The sequence below is a fragment of the Paraburkholderia ferrariae NBRC 106233 genome (assembly GCF_000685035.1).
GTDB classification, from domain to species: domain Bacteria; phylum Pseudomonadota; class Gammaproteobacteria; order Burkholderiales; family Burkholderiaceae; genus Paraburkholderia; species Paraburkholderia ferrariae.
The window spans coordinates 1-14,510 of the sequence record NZ_BAYB01000027.1 but is presented as its reverse complement, the minus strand read 5'-3'; the positions used below and the strand labels follow the sequence as shown (position 1 = coordinate 14,510).

General features: G+C 65.0%; 15 protein-coding genes and 1 pseudogene. 11 read left to right on the top strand and 5 right to left on the bottom strand.

Annotated features, from left to right (window positions below):
- Window positions 1-21 precede the first annotated feature (21 nt).
- The 4 genes from BFE01S_RS25435 (at window position 22) to BFE01S_RS25420 (ending at window position 5,034) form a co-directional block, all read left to right on the top strand.
- Complete coding sequence (locus BFE01S_RS25435) at window positions 22-1,047, top strand: amidohydrolase family protein (RefSeq protein ID WP_028227929.1); 1,026 nt, start codon at window positions 22-24, stop codon at window positions 1,045-1,047.
- Between the two features lie 106 nt (window positions 1,048-1,153).
- Entirely contained in the window at window positions 1,154-2,383 is a 1,230-nt protein-coding gene (kynU, locus tag BFE01S_RS25430; protein ID WP_028227928.1) for a kynureninase, read from the top strand.
- A 33-nt stretch (window positions 2,384-2,416) separates the two neighbouring features.
- Window positions 2,417-3,832, top strand: a complete 1,416-nt coding sequence (locus BFE01S_RS25425) for an amino acid permease (RefSeq protein ID WP_028227927.1) — start codon at window positions 2,417-2,419, stop codon at window positions 3,830-3,832.
- Between the two features lie 146 nt (window positions 3,833-3,978).
- Complete coding sequence (locus BFE01S_RS25420; RefSeq protein WP_028227926.1) at window positions 3,979-5,034, top strand: GSU2403 family nucleotidyltransferase fold protein; 1,056 nt, start codon at window positions 3,979-3,981, stop codon at window positions 5,032-5,034.
- 66 nt (window positions 5,035-5,100) lie between these two features.
- Here the strand turns inward: BFE01S_RS25420 and BFE01S_RS25415 are convergent, their stop codons facing one another.
- Window positions 5,101-6,270: a lactonase family protein gene (locus BFE01S_RS25415; protein ID WP_042338538.1), complete on the bottom strand. Its 1,170-nt coding sequence runs from the start codon at window positions 6,268-6,270 to the stop codon at window positions 5,101-5,103.
- A 168-nt stretch (window positions 6,271-6,438) separates the two neighbouring features.
- Between BFE01S_RS25415 and BFE01S_RS25410 the strand changes: the two genes are divergently transcribed.
- On the top strand, window positions 6,439-6,687 hold the full coding sequence (locus tag BFE01S_RS25410; protein ID WP_028227924.1) for a DUF2934 domain-containing protein: 249 nt from the start codon (window positions 6,439-6,441) through the stop codon (window positions 6,685-6,687).
- A 52-nt stretch (window positions 6,688-6,739) separates the two neighbouring features.
- On the opposite strand, the pseudogene BFE01S_RS43360 reads toward BFE01S_RS25410, so the two are convergent.
- Window positions 6,740-6,904: pseudogene (locus BFE01S_RS43360) on the bottom strand (SDR family oxidoreductase); the annotation flags it as partial.
- Between the two features lie 102 nt (window positions 6,905-7,006).
- On the opposite strand from BFE01S_RS43360, the gene BFE01S_RS25400 reads away from it, so the two are divergent.
- Window positions 7,007-7,936: a class I SAM-dependent methyltransferase gene (locus tag BFE01S_RS25400; RefSeq protein WP_028227923.1), complete on the top strand. Its 930-nt coding sequence runs from the start codon at window positions 7,007-7,009 to the stop codon at window positions 7,934-7,936.
- An 81-nt stretch (window positions 7,937-8,017) separates the two neighbouring features.
- Window positions 8,018-8,416, top strand: coding sequence for a VOC family protein (locus BFE01S_RS25395; RefSeq protein ID WP_028227922.1), 399 nt, complete (start codon window positions 8,018-8,020; stop codon window positions 8,414-8,416).
- 287 nt (window positions 8,417-8,703) lie between these two features.
- Here BFE01S_RS25395 and BFE01S_RS25390 read toward each other — a convergent pair whose 3' ends face one another.
- Window positions 8,704-9,588, bottom strand: coding sequence for a LysR family transcriptional regulator (locus BFE01S_RS25390; RefSeq protein ID WP_028227921.1), 885 nt, complete (start codon window positions 9,586-9,588; stop codon window positions 8,704-8,706).
- A gap of 128 nt (window positions 9,589-9,716) precedes the next feature.
- Here BFE01S_RS25390 and argC point away from each other — a divergent pair, with 128 nt between their 5' ends.
- The 3 genes from argC (at window position 9,717) to BFE01S_RS25375 (ending at window position 12,498) form a co-directional block, all read left to right on the top strand.
- Window positions 9,717-10,745 carry an N-acetyl-gamma-glutamyl-phosphate reductase gene (gene argC / locus BFE01S_RS40145; RefSeq protein ID WP_084170146.1) on the top strand — a complete coding sequence of 343 codons (1,029 nt, stop codon included), beginning with the start codon at window positions 9,717-9,719 and terminating at the stop codon, window positions 10,743-10,745.
- Window positions 10,733-11,164 (top strand): hypothetical protein, encoded by a 432-nt coding sequence (locus BFE01S_RS25380; protein WP_028227920.1) that lies wholly within the window; start codon window positions 10,733-10,735, stop codon window positions 11,162-11,164. The genes argC and BFE01S_RS25380 overlap by 13 nt, the downstream gene beginning before the upstream one ends.
- A gap of 206 nt (window positions 11,165-11,370) precedes the next feature.
- Window positions 11,371-12,498, top strand: coding sequence for an aminotransferase class V-fold PLP-dependent enzyme (locus BFE01S_RS25375; protein ID WP_028227919.1), 1,128 nt, complete (start codon window positions 11,371-11,373; stop codon window positions 12,496-12,498).
- 95 nt (window positions 12,499-12,593) lie between these two features.
- Here the strand turns inward: BFE01S_RS25375 and BFE01S_RS45120 are convergent, their stop codons facing one another.
- Window positions 12,594-12,764: a hypothetical protein gene (locus BFE01S_RS45120; RefSeq protein ID WP_169742665.1), complete on the bottom strand. Its 171-nt coding sequence runs from the start codon at window positions 12,762-12,764 to the stop codon at window positions 12,594-12,596.
- A gap of 370 nt (window positions 12,765-13,134) precedes the next feature.
- Here BFE01S_RS45120 and BFE01S_RS25370 point away from each other — a divergent pair, with 370 nt between their 5' ends.
- Window positions 13,135-13,824, top strand: coding sequence for a CBS domain-containing protein (locus BFE01S_RS25370; protein WP_028227918.1), 690 nt, complete (start codon window positions 13,135-13,137; stop codon window positions 13,822-13,824).
- A 456-nt stretch (window positions 13,825-14,280) separates the two neighbouring features.
- On the opposite strand, the gene BFE01S_RS40140 is transcribed toward BFE01S_RS25370, so the two are convergent.
- On the bottom strand, window positions 14,281-14,510 hold a 230-nt coding region (locus BFE01S_RS40140), incomplete at its 5' end, for a helix-turn-helix domain-containing protein (protein ID WP_042337477.1).

Genomic DNA, 14,510 nt, shown 5'->3' with positions numbered 1-14,510 from the left:
TTTCACACCGACCAACTGACAATGACACTTCGAATCGACATGCACTCGCACTTCTTTCCGCCCATCGGGCGGGAAGAGGCGGCAACCCTCGACGCGCAGCACGCGCCGTGGCTGCGTATCGACGCGGACGGCCAGCGCGGCATGATCATGACCGGCGAGCGGGCCTTCCGCCCAGTGTACCGCGCGCTGTGGGACCCCGTGGCAAGGCTGGAGGAACTGGACGCGCTGGGCGTGGACGTGCAGCTCATGTGCGCGACCCCCGTGATGTTCGGCTATCGCTACGATGCGGCGGGCGCGCACGAATGGGCGATGCGCATGAACGACCGCGCGCTGGAACTGTGCGCCGCGTCGCACGGGCGTCTCATGGCGCTTGCGCAGGTGCCCTTGCAGGACGTGGAACTCGCGTGCCGCGAGGCGACGCGCGCGCACCGCGCGGGACATCGCGGCGTGCAGATCGGCAACCACCTCGGCCCGCGCGATCTCGACGACGAACACCTCGTGACCTTCCTCGCGCACTGCGCGAACGATGGCATTCCCGTGCTCGTGCATCCGTGGGACATGATGACCGACGGCCGCATGAAGAAGTGGATGCTGCCCTGGCTCGTGGCGATGCCGGCCGAAACGCAGCTCTCCATGGTTTCGCTGATCCTCTCGGGCGCGTTCGAGCGCGTTCCGAAGTCGCTCAAGCTGTGCTTCGCGCACGGCGGCGGCAGCTTCGCCTTCCTGCTCGGGCGCGTGCAGAACGCGTGGGAGCAGCGCGACATCGTGCGCGAGGACTGCCCGAATCCGCCGGTTTCGTATCTCGACCGCTTCTACGTGGACAGCGCCGTGTTCGATCCGCGCGCATTGAAACTGCTGGTCGACACCATGGGCGAGGACCGCGTGATGCTGGGCTCCGACTATCCGTTCCCGCTGGGGGAGCAGAAGATCGGCGACCTCGTGGCGAACCATGCGGAGCTTTCGGCCGCTGCGAAGGCGAAGATTCTCGGCGGCAACGCCCAGCGCTTTTTCGATCTGCCGGACCTCGCCAGCGCGCGCGCCGCCTGAATTCGCGGCCTTGATCCACGGCCTGAATTTGCAGCCTGTAGTTGCACTTTGGTTGCACCCTCTGGTTGCCGATTTTATTCGTACTACACAACGGAAGACTGACCCCATGAAAACCCGGGACCATTGCACTGCGCTCGACGCGGCCGACCCGCTTGCCCACTGCCGCGCACGCTTCGATCTGCCCGCAGATACGCTCTATCTCGACGGCAACTCGCTCGGCGCGATGCCGGCGAACGTGCCCGCCCGCATGAAGCGGGCGCTCGAAGAGGAATGGGCGCATGGCCTGATCCGCTCCTGGAACGACGCCGACTGGTATCCGGCACCGCAGCGCACCGGCGACAAGATTGCGAAGCTGATCGGCGCGGGACAGGGCGAAGTGATCGTGGCCGATTCGACCTCCGTGAACCTGTTCAAGGTGCTCGTGGCGGCTACGCGCATGCGTCCGGGCCGCAGCACGATACTGGCCGAGCGCACCAACTTCCCGACCGATGTCTACGTGGCGTCGAGCGTGGCGGAGATGACGAACTGCGAATTGCGCTGCGTCGATCCGGACGAGGTGCTCGCCGCCATCGACGACACGGTGGCGATCGTCTCGCTCACGCACGTGAACTACAAGACGGGCAAGCGCTACGACATGGAGGCCGTGACGCGCCGCGCGCACGAAGCCGGCGCGCTGATCGTCTGGGATCTGTGCCATAGCGCCGGCGCGATGCCCGTGCGTCTGAACGGCTGCGAAGCGGACTTCGCGGTGGGCTGCGGCTACAAGTACCTCAATGGCGGCCCTGGTGCGCCGGCCTACGTGTTCGTCGCGTCGCGCCACCTGGACGGCTTGCGTCAGCCGCTCACCGGCTGGCATGGCCACGCGAAGCCGTTCGATTTCACGCACGACTACGCGCCGCATCCCGGCATCGACCGCATGCTGACCGGCACGGCGCCGCAACTGGGCGTGATCGCGCTGGAAAGCGCGCTCGAAGCGTTCGAAGGCGTGGATCTGGATGTGCTGCGCGCGAAGAGCATGGCGCTGGGCGACCTCTTCATCGAACTGGCCGACCAGGAACTGGAAGGGCTCGGGTGCACGCTCGCTTCGCCGCGCAATGCCGAGGCGCGCGGCAGCCAGGTCTCGCTCGCGCACAAGGAAGGCTACGCGATCATGCAGGCGCTGATCGAACGCAACGTGATCGGCGACTTCCGCGCGCCGGACATCCTGCGCTTCGGCTTCGCGCCGCTCTACGTGCGCTACGTCGATATCTGGGATACGATCGCGGCGCTCAAGGACATCATCCAGACCGGCGCCTGGGATACCGAAGCATTTCGCACGCGCAAGTCGGTAACCTGACACCGACCCCATCGAGGAGAGAGGAGACACGCAATGACACAACCAACAGGTTTCGACAGCATCGTCGAGCGCGAGAAGGGCTTGCAGCGCGGGCTTTCCACGGGCCAGCTCTCGATGATCGCCATAGGCGGCGCGATCGGCACCGGGCTCTTTCTGGGCAGCGGTTTCGCGATCGGCTTTGCCGGCCCGAGCGTGCTGGTGAGCTACGCCATCGGGGCGCTGATCGCGCTGCTGCTGATGGGGTGCCTCGCCGAGATGACGGTGGCACACCCCACGTCGGGTTCGTTCGGCGCCTATGCGGAGCACTACATCAGCCCGTGGGCCGGGTTTCTGGTGCGCTACGCCTACTGGTCCTCGATCGTGTTCGCCGTGGGCACCGAGGTCACGGCCATCGCCGTCTACATGAAGTACTGGTTCCCGGCGGTGCCCGGCTGGTACTGGATCGTGGGCTTTTCGGCGGCGCTCGTCGGCATCAACATGGTGAGCGTGAAAGTGTTCGGGGCGGTGGAGTACCTGTTCTCGATGCTGAAGATCGTCGCCATCGTGGCGTTCATCCTGCTGGGCGCCTATCTGGTGTTCGGCGCGCCGGCGCAGTCCGGCATCGGCTTCGCGAACTACACCGCGCACGGCGGCTTCTTTCCGAAAGGCGTGTGGGGCATGTGGGTGGCCGTGATCGTCTCGATCTTCAGCTATCTGAGCATCGAAATGATCGCCGTGGCGGCCGGCGAGGCGCGCGAACCGCACAAGGCCATCACGCGTGCCTTCCGCGCGACCATGATCCGGCTCGTGTTCTTCTACCTGCTCACGCTCGCGCTGATGCTCGCCATCGTCCCCTGGACCGCGGCCGGCACCGACGAAAGCCCCTTCGTGAAGGTGATGGCGGCCACGCACATTCCGGGCGCAGCGGGTGTGATCAACTTCGTGATTCTGGTGGCGGCGCTTTCGGCCATGAACAGCCAGCTCTACATCACCACGCGCATGATGTTCAGCCTTTCGCGCGCGGGCTATGCGCCCAAACGCCTCGGCAAGCTCAGCGCACATGGCGTGCCGGTTTCGGCGCTGCTGCTTTCGGCCATCGGCATCGCGCTCGCCACGGCGCTCAATGTCGTGTATCCGGATACCTCGTTCGTGCTCATGATGTCGGTGTCGATGTTCGGCGCGATGTTCACGTGGCTGATGATCTTCGTGACGCATCTGTTCTTCCGCCGCCATCATCGCGGCCAGATGCTCGCGTTCCGCATGTGGGGCTATCCGGTCACCTCGCTGCTCGGCGCCGGGCTGATGCTCGCCACGCTCGTCACTACGTACTTCACGCGCGAGTTCCGCATGACGTTGCTGTGCGGTGTGCCGTTTCTCGTCGTGCTGTCGCTCGCTTACTTCTTCTGGTATCGCGGGAGGGTGCACGCGATGCAGGGGGAAGCGGAGCCGCTGCAGGCGGGCGGCCACTAGAGCGCGCGCCGTTGCGCACGGCGAATTTCAGTAATTTTATATAAATTACTGAAATTTCCGCAGGCGGGGCGCTGCTATAACTCCGGCATAACCCAAAGCGGCCGTTTTTCAGTAAAATTCAGAAAATTACTGAAAGCGGCCGGATCATGGAAGGTTTTCCTCTCTATCAGCAGCACGAGCAGGCGTACTGCGTCCAGTTCTCGAACATCGAGCAGGCCGCGGCCGCCCAGGATCGGGTGCTGGTGGGGGCGCCGGGCACGATCATCGAGCACAGGCGCGGCAATGCGATCTACTACGCGCGCCAGTTCATGGACGCGGAAGGCAAGCGGCAGCAGGAGAACCTGGGCGGCCCCCAGGGCGACCCCGAAGTGGACGCGCGCGTGGAGAGCATGCAGGCGCGCATCGACGAGAGCAAGGATCTGGTCGGCCGCATTCGCGAGCTCGCGAAGCTGGGCTTCCAGGTCGCCGACAACAAGACCTACGCCACCATGGGCGTTCTCTACAACCATGGCCTTTTCCAGGCCGGGGCCGTGCTGGTCGGCTCGCATGCTTACGCCGTGCTGCTCAACAGCCTTGGCATCAAGGCAATCGCCTACCAGACCGACGATGTCGATATCGCGCGCGGGCGCCAGTTAGCACTGCAAAACGTGCCCTCGGGCGGCCTGCTCGAGATCCTGAAAGAGACGGGAATCGACTTCGTGCCCGTGCCGCCGTTCAACAAGCGCGAGCCATCGACCTCGTTCAAGCAGGCGGGCAAGACGCGCTTTCACGTCGATCTGCTCGTGCCTTCGGACGACAACTCGTTTCCCACCGTGGCCGTGCCCGAACTCGGCGCGCACGCCACGGGGCTCCCCTATCTCGCGTATCTGCTCGGCCAGTCGCAGATGGGCACGCTGCTTTCGCGCCACGGCGCCGTACCCGTACGCGTGCCCGATCCTGCGCGCTTCGCGATTCACAAGATCCTGGTCTCGCGCCTGCGCACGAACATGCTGCTCAAGTCGCAAAAGGACGTGCAGCAGGCCTGCGTGCTGCTGGCGATGCTGGGCGAACATCGCAGCGGCGATATCGAGGCGGCCTGTGCCGACTTGCCCGCTTCGGCGCGCACGCTGGTGCGCCGTGCGTTGCCCGAGGTGCGGCGCGTGCTGCATGCGCACGAAGGGGCGCTCGACGAGTTCGAGAGCGGGGTGGGCGCGGGGCGGTAAGCGTCTGGTCCGCCGCAGATTGTTCGTTGCCCGCTTGTTTCCTGCCCGTTACTTATTGCGAACCGACTATTGCGAACCGACTCGCATCGACGCCGGCGGCCCCGGCAGCGCAATATCGGCATGCGTGTCCACAAGCTTGCCATCCGCTTCGACCCGCAGCACCGAGAGCGTGTTGCTCGCGTAGTTGCCCGTATAGGCATAGCGCCCGTCCGGGGAGAAGGCCGCGCCCTCGGGGAAGGCGCCCACGTCCACCGTGCTGGTCCGGCGCACCTTGCCGTCTTCGATGCCGATGAGCACGGCCAGTCCCGTCTTGTGGCGATACCAGGCATCCGTTGCCGCGTCGTAGCTGCCGTTCAGGATCGTGGCGAGCGCTGCGTTTCCACGCGGGCTGGCCACCAGCCCCTCGATCGAATCGCCGGCGGTGACGAAATCCACGACGCGGGGCGGCTGCAACGACAGATCGATCACGGCAACGGGGCTGGCATTGCCGCTCGACGTCGCCTGATTGCCGGTATCCCCAACCAGCCCGAAGCGGCCATCGGGCGTGATCGTGACCTGCCAGGGCCACAGGCCCACGGGCATTTCATAGCCCGTCGGCGTCACGCGGCCATTGTCGATCGACAACAACGCTACGCTGTGCTTCGCCGTCTTCACGGCAAGCGCCGATTTTCCATCGGGTGCGATGGCGACCGAGGTGACGGTGTCGCCCATCGGCACGGTGTCCGTTACCGCGACCGCGTCGCCGTGAATCGAGAGCACCGAGAGCGACTTGCCGTCGCGATTGGCGACGATGGCCATCGTGCCGGTGCGATCGATGGCAAGGCCGGACGGCTGGCTGCCGACCTTGACCGTGGCGACGAGGCGCGGCGGCCTCGCCCGCACGTCCACCACGAACAGGCGATCGTCGGGCACGGGCTTCCAGGTGCCGTTTGCCTGTTGCTGCCAGTCGAGCGAATTGGCGATCAGCGCGAGCCGCTGATCGGGCGTCACGGCGAGATTGCTCGGCGGCCCCACCACCGAATTGGTGAGCGGCAGCGCGCCGATCAGTTCGGGATGCGCCGGATTCCCGAGATCGTAGAACTGGACGAGATCCTCGCCGGGGGCGTTATAGACGCGCTGGCCGCGGTCGTCGAATGTCAGCTTGGTGTCGATGCCGACCAGCATGATCTGCGCGAGGGCAAGGCGGGGCAGCAGGCATACGAGGCTCAAGGCGAGCAGGGCGAGTTTGCGTCTCATGGCGGGGGCGTTCCGGTGAGGGTGTCATAATAGATATCAATTGCTCTCTAATAATAGACACCAGTTGCTCTCTTATCAAGCGAAATGACGCCGGACCGTTCGCCCGGGTACGCGCCGTGCGACTCCGCCGCGAGGATCGGCATTTGCCCGGCACATAAGGAGATTGACATGGATCAGAGCAGGGAAGAACGGATCAGGGAGCGCGCGTACCGCCTCTGGCAAGACGACGGCTCGCCCGAGGGCCGTGCGGACGAATACTGGGGGCGCGCCGAAGCGCAGATCGACGCCGAGAGCGGGCCGGACGAGCCGGAGCAGGCCGCCGTGCAATCCGACAAGCATCGCTCGGCCGGTGCCCCGCTGGACGAGGGCGACGACGTTCCCGCCGCGGAAACGGCGAGGGAGCGCCGGCGTCGCTGAGCGTGGCAGGCGGGTGAAACGGACACAAGCGGACACAAGCAGGCGAGCGAGGCTAGCGGCCGCCCAGGCTGCCGCCGCCATCGACGGACAGAACCTGTCCGGTAATAAAGCCGGCTTCGGCGGATAGCAGGAAGCAGATGGCTGCCGCCGCTTCCGTGGGCGTGCCCAGCCGCCGCATCGGGATCGTTTCCGGAATGCGCTTTTCCGCTATTGCGCCATACTGTGCCCGACACACGCGACGACGTGGCCGCAGCCACGGCGGCTTGATCGGTACGATCAGTCGGTGCGCGATGACACAAGAACCGGAGAAGCGCTGCCCATGAACCCGATCAACCGCCGCCGCTCGCGCGCCCACCCCGCGCTGCAAGGTGCCTTTTCTATTGCCGCGGCGTTGATCGCACTAACGGTTGCAGGCGGGATTGCCGGCTGCACTGCGCCAACGCAGCCGGCCTCACAGGTGCCGCCGGCGTCGCTTGCGGACGCAACCTCGAACGCAACCTCGTTCGATGCCGCGATCGGCGGTCCGCAGCGCAGCGAGCAGGCGAGGGCGCGCGACGTCTATCGCCATCCGGAGCAAACCTTGCAATTCTTCGGTCTGACGCCCACGCAGACCGTCCTGGAGATCGCGCCCGGCGGCGGCTGGTACACGGACATTCTTGCGCCCTGGCTGCACGACGCCGGCCATCTCTACGAAGCCCAGTATCTCGGGCCTATAGCCGGCACAACGGGTGCCCCCGATGCCGAAGAGCGCGCGACCGACGCGGCGTACCGCCGCAAGCTCGCCGCCACACCGGCCATTTACGGCAACGTCGTGGTCGGCACGTTGCAGGCAGGCATGTTCTCGGGTTTCGAGGCCAACGAGCGCTTCGACCGCGTGCTCACGTTCCGCAATATCCACAACTGGATCAAGGACGGCCAGCTCGATGCGAACTTCCGCGCGTTCTATCGGGCGCTGAAGCCTGGCGGCGAACTCGGCGTGGAAGAACATCGCGCCGCGCCGGGGACGTCCTTGCAGCAAATGATCGATACGGGCTATGTGACCGAAGCCTTCGTGATCGAGCATGCCCGGGCGGCGGGCTTCGTCCTTGCGGGGCGCAGCGAAATCAACGCGAATCCTCGCGACACGAAAAACTATCCGCATGGCGTCTGGTCGCTGCCGCCCACCTACGCGGACGGCGACGCCGACCGTGCACGCTATGCGGCGATCGGCGAATCGGATCGCATGACGCTCAGGTTCGTGAAGCCCTGATGCGTGCCGTTGCGTCCGCGCGGGCGGAATCTCTCGTGGTAACGTGCGAAGACATCGCGGCTCGAACCGGAACCGATCGAAATGATTTCGCACGTTTTCGTGGGGGTTAATGACTTTGACCGTGCCTTCAACTTCTATTCGGCCGTCATGAGCGAGTTGGGGCACACGCTCAAGTTTCATGAGCCGGATACGTCCTGGGCAGGCTGGATGGCCGAGGGCGTGCCGCGCCCTTTGTTTCTTGTCGGAAAACCCTATGACGGCAATCTGGCTGAACGCGGAAACGGGCACATGGTGGCGTTGCTGGCGCCGGATCGCCGTTCAGTGGACAACGCCTACGCTCGCGCGCTCGCGAACGCAGGCACCTGCGAAGGGCCGCCCGGCTTGCGGCCGCACTACCACCCGGACTATTACGGGGCCTACTTCCGCGATCCGGAAGGAAACAAGATCTGCGTGTGTTGCCACGATCCCGTGGCGCGGTAAGTCGCGTCGCGTTCTGCGGGCAGGGCACGCAACGCTTTAGCCCCCTCACGTCGCGCAATCCCAATCCATAGGCTTTGACGCAATCGTCCCGCCGTCGCGCGCGACCGCCCGCGCGAAGCCGGGAATCTGGCATTCCTACATCACTTCGTGCGCGAAGGTATCGAGATCTTCGGGCAAGGTGTGGCTCATGAGATCCGCTCCCTCTGGCTTCGCGAGTGCTTTTTGACCCGGAGCGCCGATCCGGTTTCCTGGCGCGATTCCGGCCGCGGCCCGGGCAGGCAGATTGCCTATGCCAGTCGCAACCCCCACAACACGTCCAGCACATGTTGCGTGGCGCGCTCGACGTACCCCGCGCGATGGGCAATGCCGAGCCGGCGCCACAACGCCGGGCGCAGCGGACGCATGACGATGCGCGTATCGGGTGAGGGCGTTGCGGCCTCGTGGGGCAGCAGCGCCGCGCCGTAACCGGCCGCGACCAGACTCTTGATCGCGTCGTTGTAATTGAGCTCGATGCGCGGCGCGGGATGGTGTCCCGCGGCCGCGAACCACTCCGTAGTCAGGCGAGAGAGACGTGTGCTCGCATCATTGAGAATGAGCGGCCGGGCGGCCAGCCATTCGGGCGTGACGCGCGCCGGACACCGCCAATGCGCCGGCACGAAAGCCATCACCGGGTCGCGCCGCCATGGCTTGATGACGAGCCCCGCCACCGGGGGCTGGGGCAGCGCGACCAGCCCGACATCCAGCGTTCCGTCCGCCAGGCGGGAGAGCGTTTCCTGCGAGGTGAGCACGGCCACCTGGATGTCGATGGCGGCATGGTCCCGGCGCAGTACCTCGAGCGCCTGCGGCAGCAGATGCGCGATCGCGCCCGTCGACGCGCCGATCCGCACGCGCCCTTCGAGCCCCTGCACCTGGCGCTCGATGTCGTCCAGCGCCCGCTGCGCGTCGGCCAGCAAACGGCGGGCGCGCTCCACCAGCACCTCGCCTATCGCCGACGGCCTGACCTGCCCACGCTTGCGCGACAGCAGCGGCGCCCCGATGCGCTCTTCGAGTTCGGCAATATGGAGGCTGACCGTTGGCGGCGCCAGGTGCAGCGCGCGCGCCGCCTCGGCAAACGAGCCCCGCTCGGCAATGGCGACCAGGGTGCGCAGGCGGTCCAGGCTGATCTCTCGCATGTCGGCTTCCCGATTCAGAAAATCTGAATATTAACGTTATGAAATTCAACTTTCCCTATTCTAGCTGTCCATGGAACATAGGGGCTCGCTCTCTCTGTTCCCACCCATATTCAGCGGAGTATTCCCCTATGAACTCCCCCCTTGTCTTCATCGACGGCGATCAGGGCACCACCGGACTGCAAATCCACGAACGGCTGCGCGACCGGACCGACCTCCGGCTCTTCACGCTGGCCGCCGCGGAACGCAAAGACCCGCGGCGTCGCGCCGAAGCGATCAACGCCTGCGACATCGCCATCCTCTGCTTGCCCGATGCCGCCGCGCGCGAGGCCGTGAGCGCCATCGTCAATCCTGCCGTGCGCGTGATCGACGCCAGTTCGGCCCACCGCACCCAACCGGACTGGACCTACGGCTTTCCGGAAATGACGCCGGGCCAGAGCGAGCGCATTGCGAACGCGCGCCGGGTCACCAATCCCGGCTGCTATCCGACCGGTGCGATTGGCCTGCTGCGCCCCCTCGTGCAGGCCGGGCTCATCCCCGAGCGCTATCCGGTGAGCGTTCACGCCGTATCGGGCTACTCGGGCCGCGGCCGTGCCGGCGTGGAGGAACATGAGGGGCAGGGCGCCGCCAGTGCGCCCGCCTACCAGGTCTATGGCCTGGAACTCGCGCACAAGCACACGCCGGAGATCCAGCAGCATGCGGGGCTCGCGCAGCGTCCCATCTTTGTCCCGGCATACGGCGCGTTCCGCCAGGGTATCGTGCTGACCGTTCCGCTGGCGTTGCGGCTGCTGCCGGCCGGCGTGGACGGTGCGACCTTGCACGCGTGCCTCGCCCGCCACTATGCCGGGGCCGCGCACGTCCGCGTCTTGCCGCTGGAAGAATCGGGCGCCTTGAAGCAACTGGATCCGCAAGTGCTGAACGGTACGAACGACATGCACCTGGGCGTATTTTCCAATCGGGAACACGGGCATGTTCTGCTGTCCGCGGTTTTCGATAATCTGGGCAAGGGCGCATCCGGCGCCGCGGTTCAAAACCTGGACCTGATGCTCGCGCAGCACCAGGCACCGCCGCGCGGCAGAACGCTGCGCATCGGCGGCGCGATGCCCACCCGGGACGCTATGCTGTCCGCTACCGCAACGAGGCATCGATGGCAGAAATAGTGCAATTCCAGATTCGCATCGCCGTCGCGCCCGAACTGGCCGATGCGTTGCGCTCGGGTGGGGACTATGAGGGGCGCGATTTGCTGGAGGCGGTCCTGCGCGAGCGCAACGCCGCGTTGAAGTGTCAGTTCGATGCGTTCGCCGACTATGTCGAAGAGGCCGGGCGGGTGGGGCAGGACCCATATCCGCTCTATCCGCTCTATCAATGGACGAAAGACACGATTGGCGACCCCGAGAAAAAAGCGAAGTACCTGAAGTCGTTTACGGTGTACGTGCGTGGCGAACAGGTCTACGACCAGGAAGCCGCCGACTGGCTCCATGCACGGCTCTCGGCCCTCGCCGGCAAGCTGGGCATCGAAAGCGTGAGCCGGTTCGATACGAACCCCGCCAACAATCCGCAGCCGCCCGCGCGGCAATGATCGATCGGGAAAGCTTCACCCGTTGTGCTGCGTCGCACAATCGTCGCGAGCCTGCAGCGTGCTCAAACAGCGCATCGGGGCACCAGGTTTGCGCCCGCTTTCGTTAGAATCAGTCTTCGTCGAGACAAAGAAGCCTGTTTGCTTTGTTGCTGCGGCATCAAATCGCCAATACGGCTCACACTATTCATCTCTTACTGGAGGCGAGCGTGCCAGGTCTACTTCCCGATGTCGACCCCGAGGGACTCCTCGAATATTCAGTGGTCTACACCGACCGCTCGATCAATCACATGTCGCAACGCTTTCAGGGCGTCATGCGCGACATTTCCAGCGCCCTGAAAAAAGTCTACAACGCGAGGTCGGTTGCGATCGTCCCGGGCAGCGGGACGTTCGGCATGGAAGCCGTGGCCCGGCAGTTCGCGACTAACAAGAAGTGTCTGGTCATCCGCAACGGCTGGTTCAGTTTCCGCTGGTCGCAGATTTTCGACATGGGCAGCATTCCGTCCGAATCGATCGTGCTGAAGGCGCGCCCGGTCGAACAGGGCAGGCAGGCTGCCTATGCCCCGGCTCCGGTCGACGAGGTGGTCGCCGCGATCAAGGACAACAAGCCGGATCTCGTCTTCGCGCCGCATGTCGAAACGGCATCCGGCATGATGCTGCCCGATGCGTATTTGCGCGCGGTCGCCGACGCCGTACACGCCGTTGGCGGCATGTTCGTGCTCGATTGCATCGCCTCCGGGACGATCTGGGTGGACATGGAGGCGACCGGCGTCGATATCCTGATCAGCGCGCCGCAGAAGGGGTGGAGCGCGTCGCCTTGCTGTGGGCTGGTCATGCTCAGCCCGCTTGCCCGCGAAAGAATCGACGCCCCCACCAGCACGAGCTTCGCGTGCGATCTTCGCAAATGGCTGCAGATCATGGAGGCGTACGAGAGCGGCGGGTTCGCCTACCACGCGACGATGCCCACGGACGCTCTCGCGACGCTGCGCGACGTGATCAAGGAAACCGGGGCATACGGCTTCGAGAAGGTGCGGGACGAGCAACTCGAACTCGGCAAACGCATTCGCTCGCTGCTGGCCAGCAAGGGTTTCAGGAGCGTGGCAGCCGAAGGGTTCCAGGCGCCGGGCGTTGTGGTCAGCTACTCGGACGACGACGGTATACGTTCCGGCAAGAAGTTCGCCGATGCCGGCGTGCAGATTGCGCCGGGCGTGCCGCTGCAATGCGACGAGCCTGACGATTTCAAGACCTTCCGCATCGGACTGTTCGGCCTCGACAAGCTGCATGACGTCGAAGGCGCAGTGGCCCGATTCTCCAAGGCTTTGGACAGCGTTCTGTAGACCCGCTTCTCTGCGGCATGCGCGGCGTCTACATGGCGGGCGGTCGGCGAAACTGAAAACCGCCCCCAGGTGCGATCAAGCGCAATCAAGCGCGATCAATGCACGCGAATGACGCCGCCGATACCGACGCTGACCGGCGGTGCCGCGTAGTAGCCCGGAGCATAGCCATAGTAGTAGCCCGGCGCGGGCGCATACCCATAGGGCGGTGCGACGACACAACCGCACAGGCCGCTAATCAGGGAGAAGACGAGAAGAGTTCGGATCATCGAATTGTGTCCAGCCAGCGCGTGATGTAGAAGCCACTCGCACTGCAACGCGGGTGGCGCCGTACTGTTTTCCAACAAGATGATCGAAGTTTAGTGGACGAATTCCGGCGTTGGGTTTCGCCGGCGTTTACAGGTGTAACGTGTTGTGACCGTGGCGTTGCGACCACGCTGCGCGACCCGGCCCCGCCTGCGGTTCGCGGGTTTTCAGCCTGCCGCGGGCCGACTCCGCAGCGAAAGCAGGGACGGATGGGGGCAGCCCTCCCTGCTCCTTTCGCTTCGCCCCTCTTGATTGACCAGCATCAATGCCAGGCGCTCTGCGAAGCTTACATTGAGGAACGTTCAGGTGTTGGTCCCTATCCGGAGGAAACTCATGCAAGTCTCGGACATCATGACGACCGAAGTCGTCACCGTACTGCCCACCACAACCGTTTTCGACGCCGCGGCCCTGATGGTCAAGCACCACATCAGCGGACTGCCGGTTCTCGACGAAGACGGAAATATCATCGGACTCCTGAGCGAAAGCGATCTGCTGCATCGCGTGGAGACGGGCACCGGCAAGCCGCAACGCTCGTGGTTCGGCGAATTCGTGCATTCGAACCGGAAGCTCGCGGCGCAATACCTGAAGGAGCATGCGTCGAAGGTCGGCGACATCATGACGGAGAATGTCGTGTGCGTGCTGCCCACTGCGTCGCTTGCCGAAGCCGCGGACGTGCTGGAGCGCCATCACATCAAGCGCGTTCCGGTGACGATCGACGGGAAGCTGCTCGGTATCGTGAGCCGCTCGAATCTGGTGAGCGCTCTGGCGCGCGCGGTTCAGACCGCCCCGGAAGTGAGCGCCGCCGACGAAGCGATACGCAACAGCGTGCTGCACGAACTCGACGGCCACCGCTGGGCGATGTCGATGGAAAACGTCGTCGTGAAGGACGGCGTGGTGCATCTGTGGGGGCTGGTGAATTCGGAGGAAGAGCGCAAGGCGATACGGGTGTGTGCCGAACGCGTAGCCGGCGTGAAGGGGATCGAGGATCATCTCGGTTATCCCACGTACTTCACGCCGATGTAAATGCAGCGCGCCGGCCGGATATCGGACTGGCCGCCGCCATCATGCGGAAACGCTGGCAGGGGCTTCCGCCGGTTTCTCAACCGCGGCAACAGGGCCGGCCGAGGCACTCGCACAAGCCGCGTGCGCCTCGCTGGCCGAGCCGGTGATCGGTGCGCTTTCGGACCCGGCGACGTTCGCCGGCGCCGTGGATTGTCCCGTGCTCGTGTTTCCGATCGACGCCGACGTGGCGCAACGCACGGCCTTGCCGTTGCTGTTCGTGCCGCAGACCTCGCCATGGTCAGGTCACGCGGCGCTGAGGGCATGCATTGAGTTGATATGCGTCAGCGGGTCGCCCCAGCCGAACCTTATTCTGAATCGACCGGCCAGAGACACGGCATGGCGCCGGCAGGGGCATCGATCATTGCATCGGGGGCACACGTGCCCCGAACAAGCGGGCCCGCAGTGTTCACCTGCGCTTCACACGCACTCGAGACCCGCCGCATCGACGATGCGGATCTGCTTGCCGCTCGGCTCCACCAGGCCCTCGCGGTGAAAGCGCGAGAACATGCGGCTTACCGTCTCAAGCTTCATGCCGAGAAAGCACCCAATCTCCTCGCGGCTCATCTTCAGGTTGAACTGCGTGCCGGAGTAGCCGCGCGCCTTGAAACGGGCGGCCAGATCGAGCAGAAAGGCGGCGAGGCGCTGCT

What these genes read in the sequence shown, in the direction of transcription:
- BFE01S_RS25395 (WP_028227922.1), top strand. Translation starts at nt 8,018, where the DNA reads ATGATTTCGCACGTTTTCGTGGGGGTTAATGACTTTGACCGTGCCTTC.
- BFE01S_RS25370 (WP_028227918.1), top strand. Translation starts at nt 13,135, where the DNA reads ATGCAAGTCTCGGACATCATGACGACCGAAGTCGTCACCGTACTGCCC.
- BFE01S_RS25390 (WP_028227921.1), bottom strand. Translation starts at nt 9,588, where the DNA reads ATGCGAGAGATCAGCCTGGACCGCCTGCGCACCCTGGTCGCCATTGCC.
- BFE01S_RS25400 (WP_028227923.1), top strand. Translation starts at nt 7,007, where the DNA reads ATGAACCCGATCAACCGCCGCCGCTCGCGCGCCCACCCCGCGCTGCAA.
- argC (WP_084170146.1), top strand. Translation starts at nt 9,717, where the DNA reads ATGAACTCCCCCCTTGTCTTCATCGACGGCGATCAGGGCACCACCGGA.
- BFE01S_RS25420 (WP_028227926.1), top strand. Translation starts at nt 3,979, where the DNA reads ATGGAAGGTTTTCCTCTCTATCAGCAGCACGAGCAGGCGTACTGCGTC.
- BFE01S_RS25415 (WP_042338538.1), bottom strand. Translation starts at nt 6,270, where the DNA reads ATGAGACGCAAACTCGCCCTGCTCGCCTTGAGCCTCGTATGCCTGCTG.
- BFE01S_RS25425 (WP_028227927.1), top strand. Translation starts at nt 2,417, where the DNA reads ATGACACAACCAACAGGTTTCGACAGCATCGTCGAGCGCGAGAAGGGC.
- BFE01S_RS25380 (WP_028227920.1), top strand. Translation starts at nt 10,733, where the DNA reads ATGGCAGAAATAGTGCAATTCCAGATTCGCATCGCCGTCGCGCCCGAA.
- kynU (WP_028227928.1), top strand. Translation starts at nt 1,154, where the DNA reads ATGAAAACCCGGGACCATTGCACTGCGCTCGACGCGGCCGACCCGCTT.
- BFE01S_RS45120 (WP_169742665.1), bottom strand. Translation starts at nt 12,764, where the DNA reads ATGATCCGAACTCTTCTCGTCTTCTCCCTGATTAGCGGCCTGTGCGGT.
- BFE01S_RS25435 (WP_028227929.1), top strand. Translation starts at nt 22, where the DNA reads ATGACACTTCGAATCGACATGCACTCGCACTTCTTTCCGCCCATCGGG.
- BFE01S_RS25410 (WP_028227924.1), top strand. Translation starts at nt 6,439, where the DNA reads ATGGATCAGAGCAGGGAAGAACGGATCAGGGAGCGCGCGTACCGCCTC.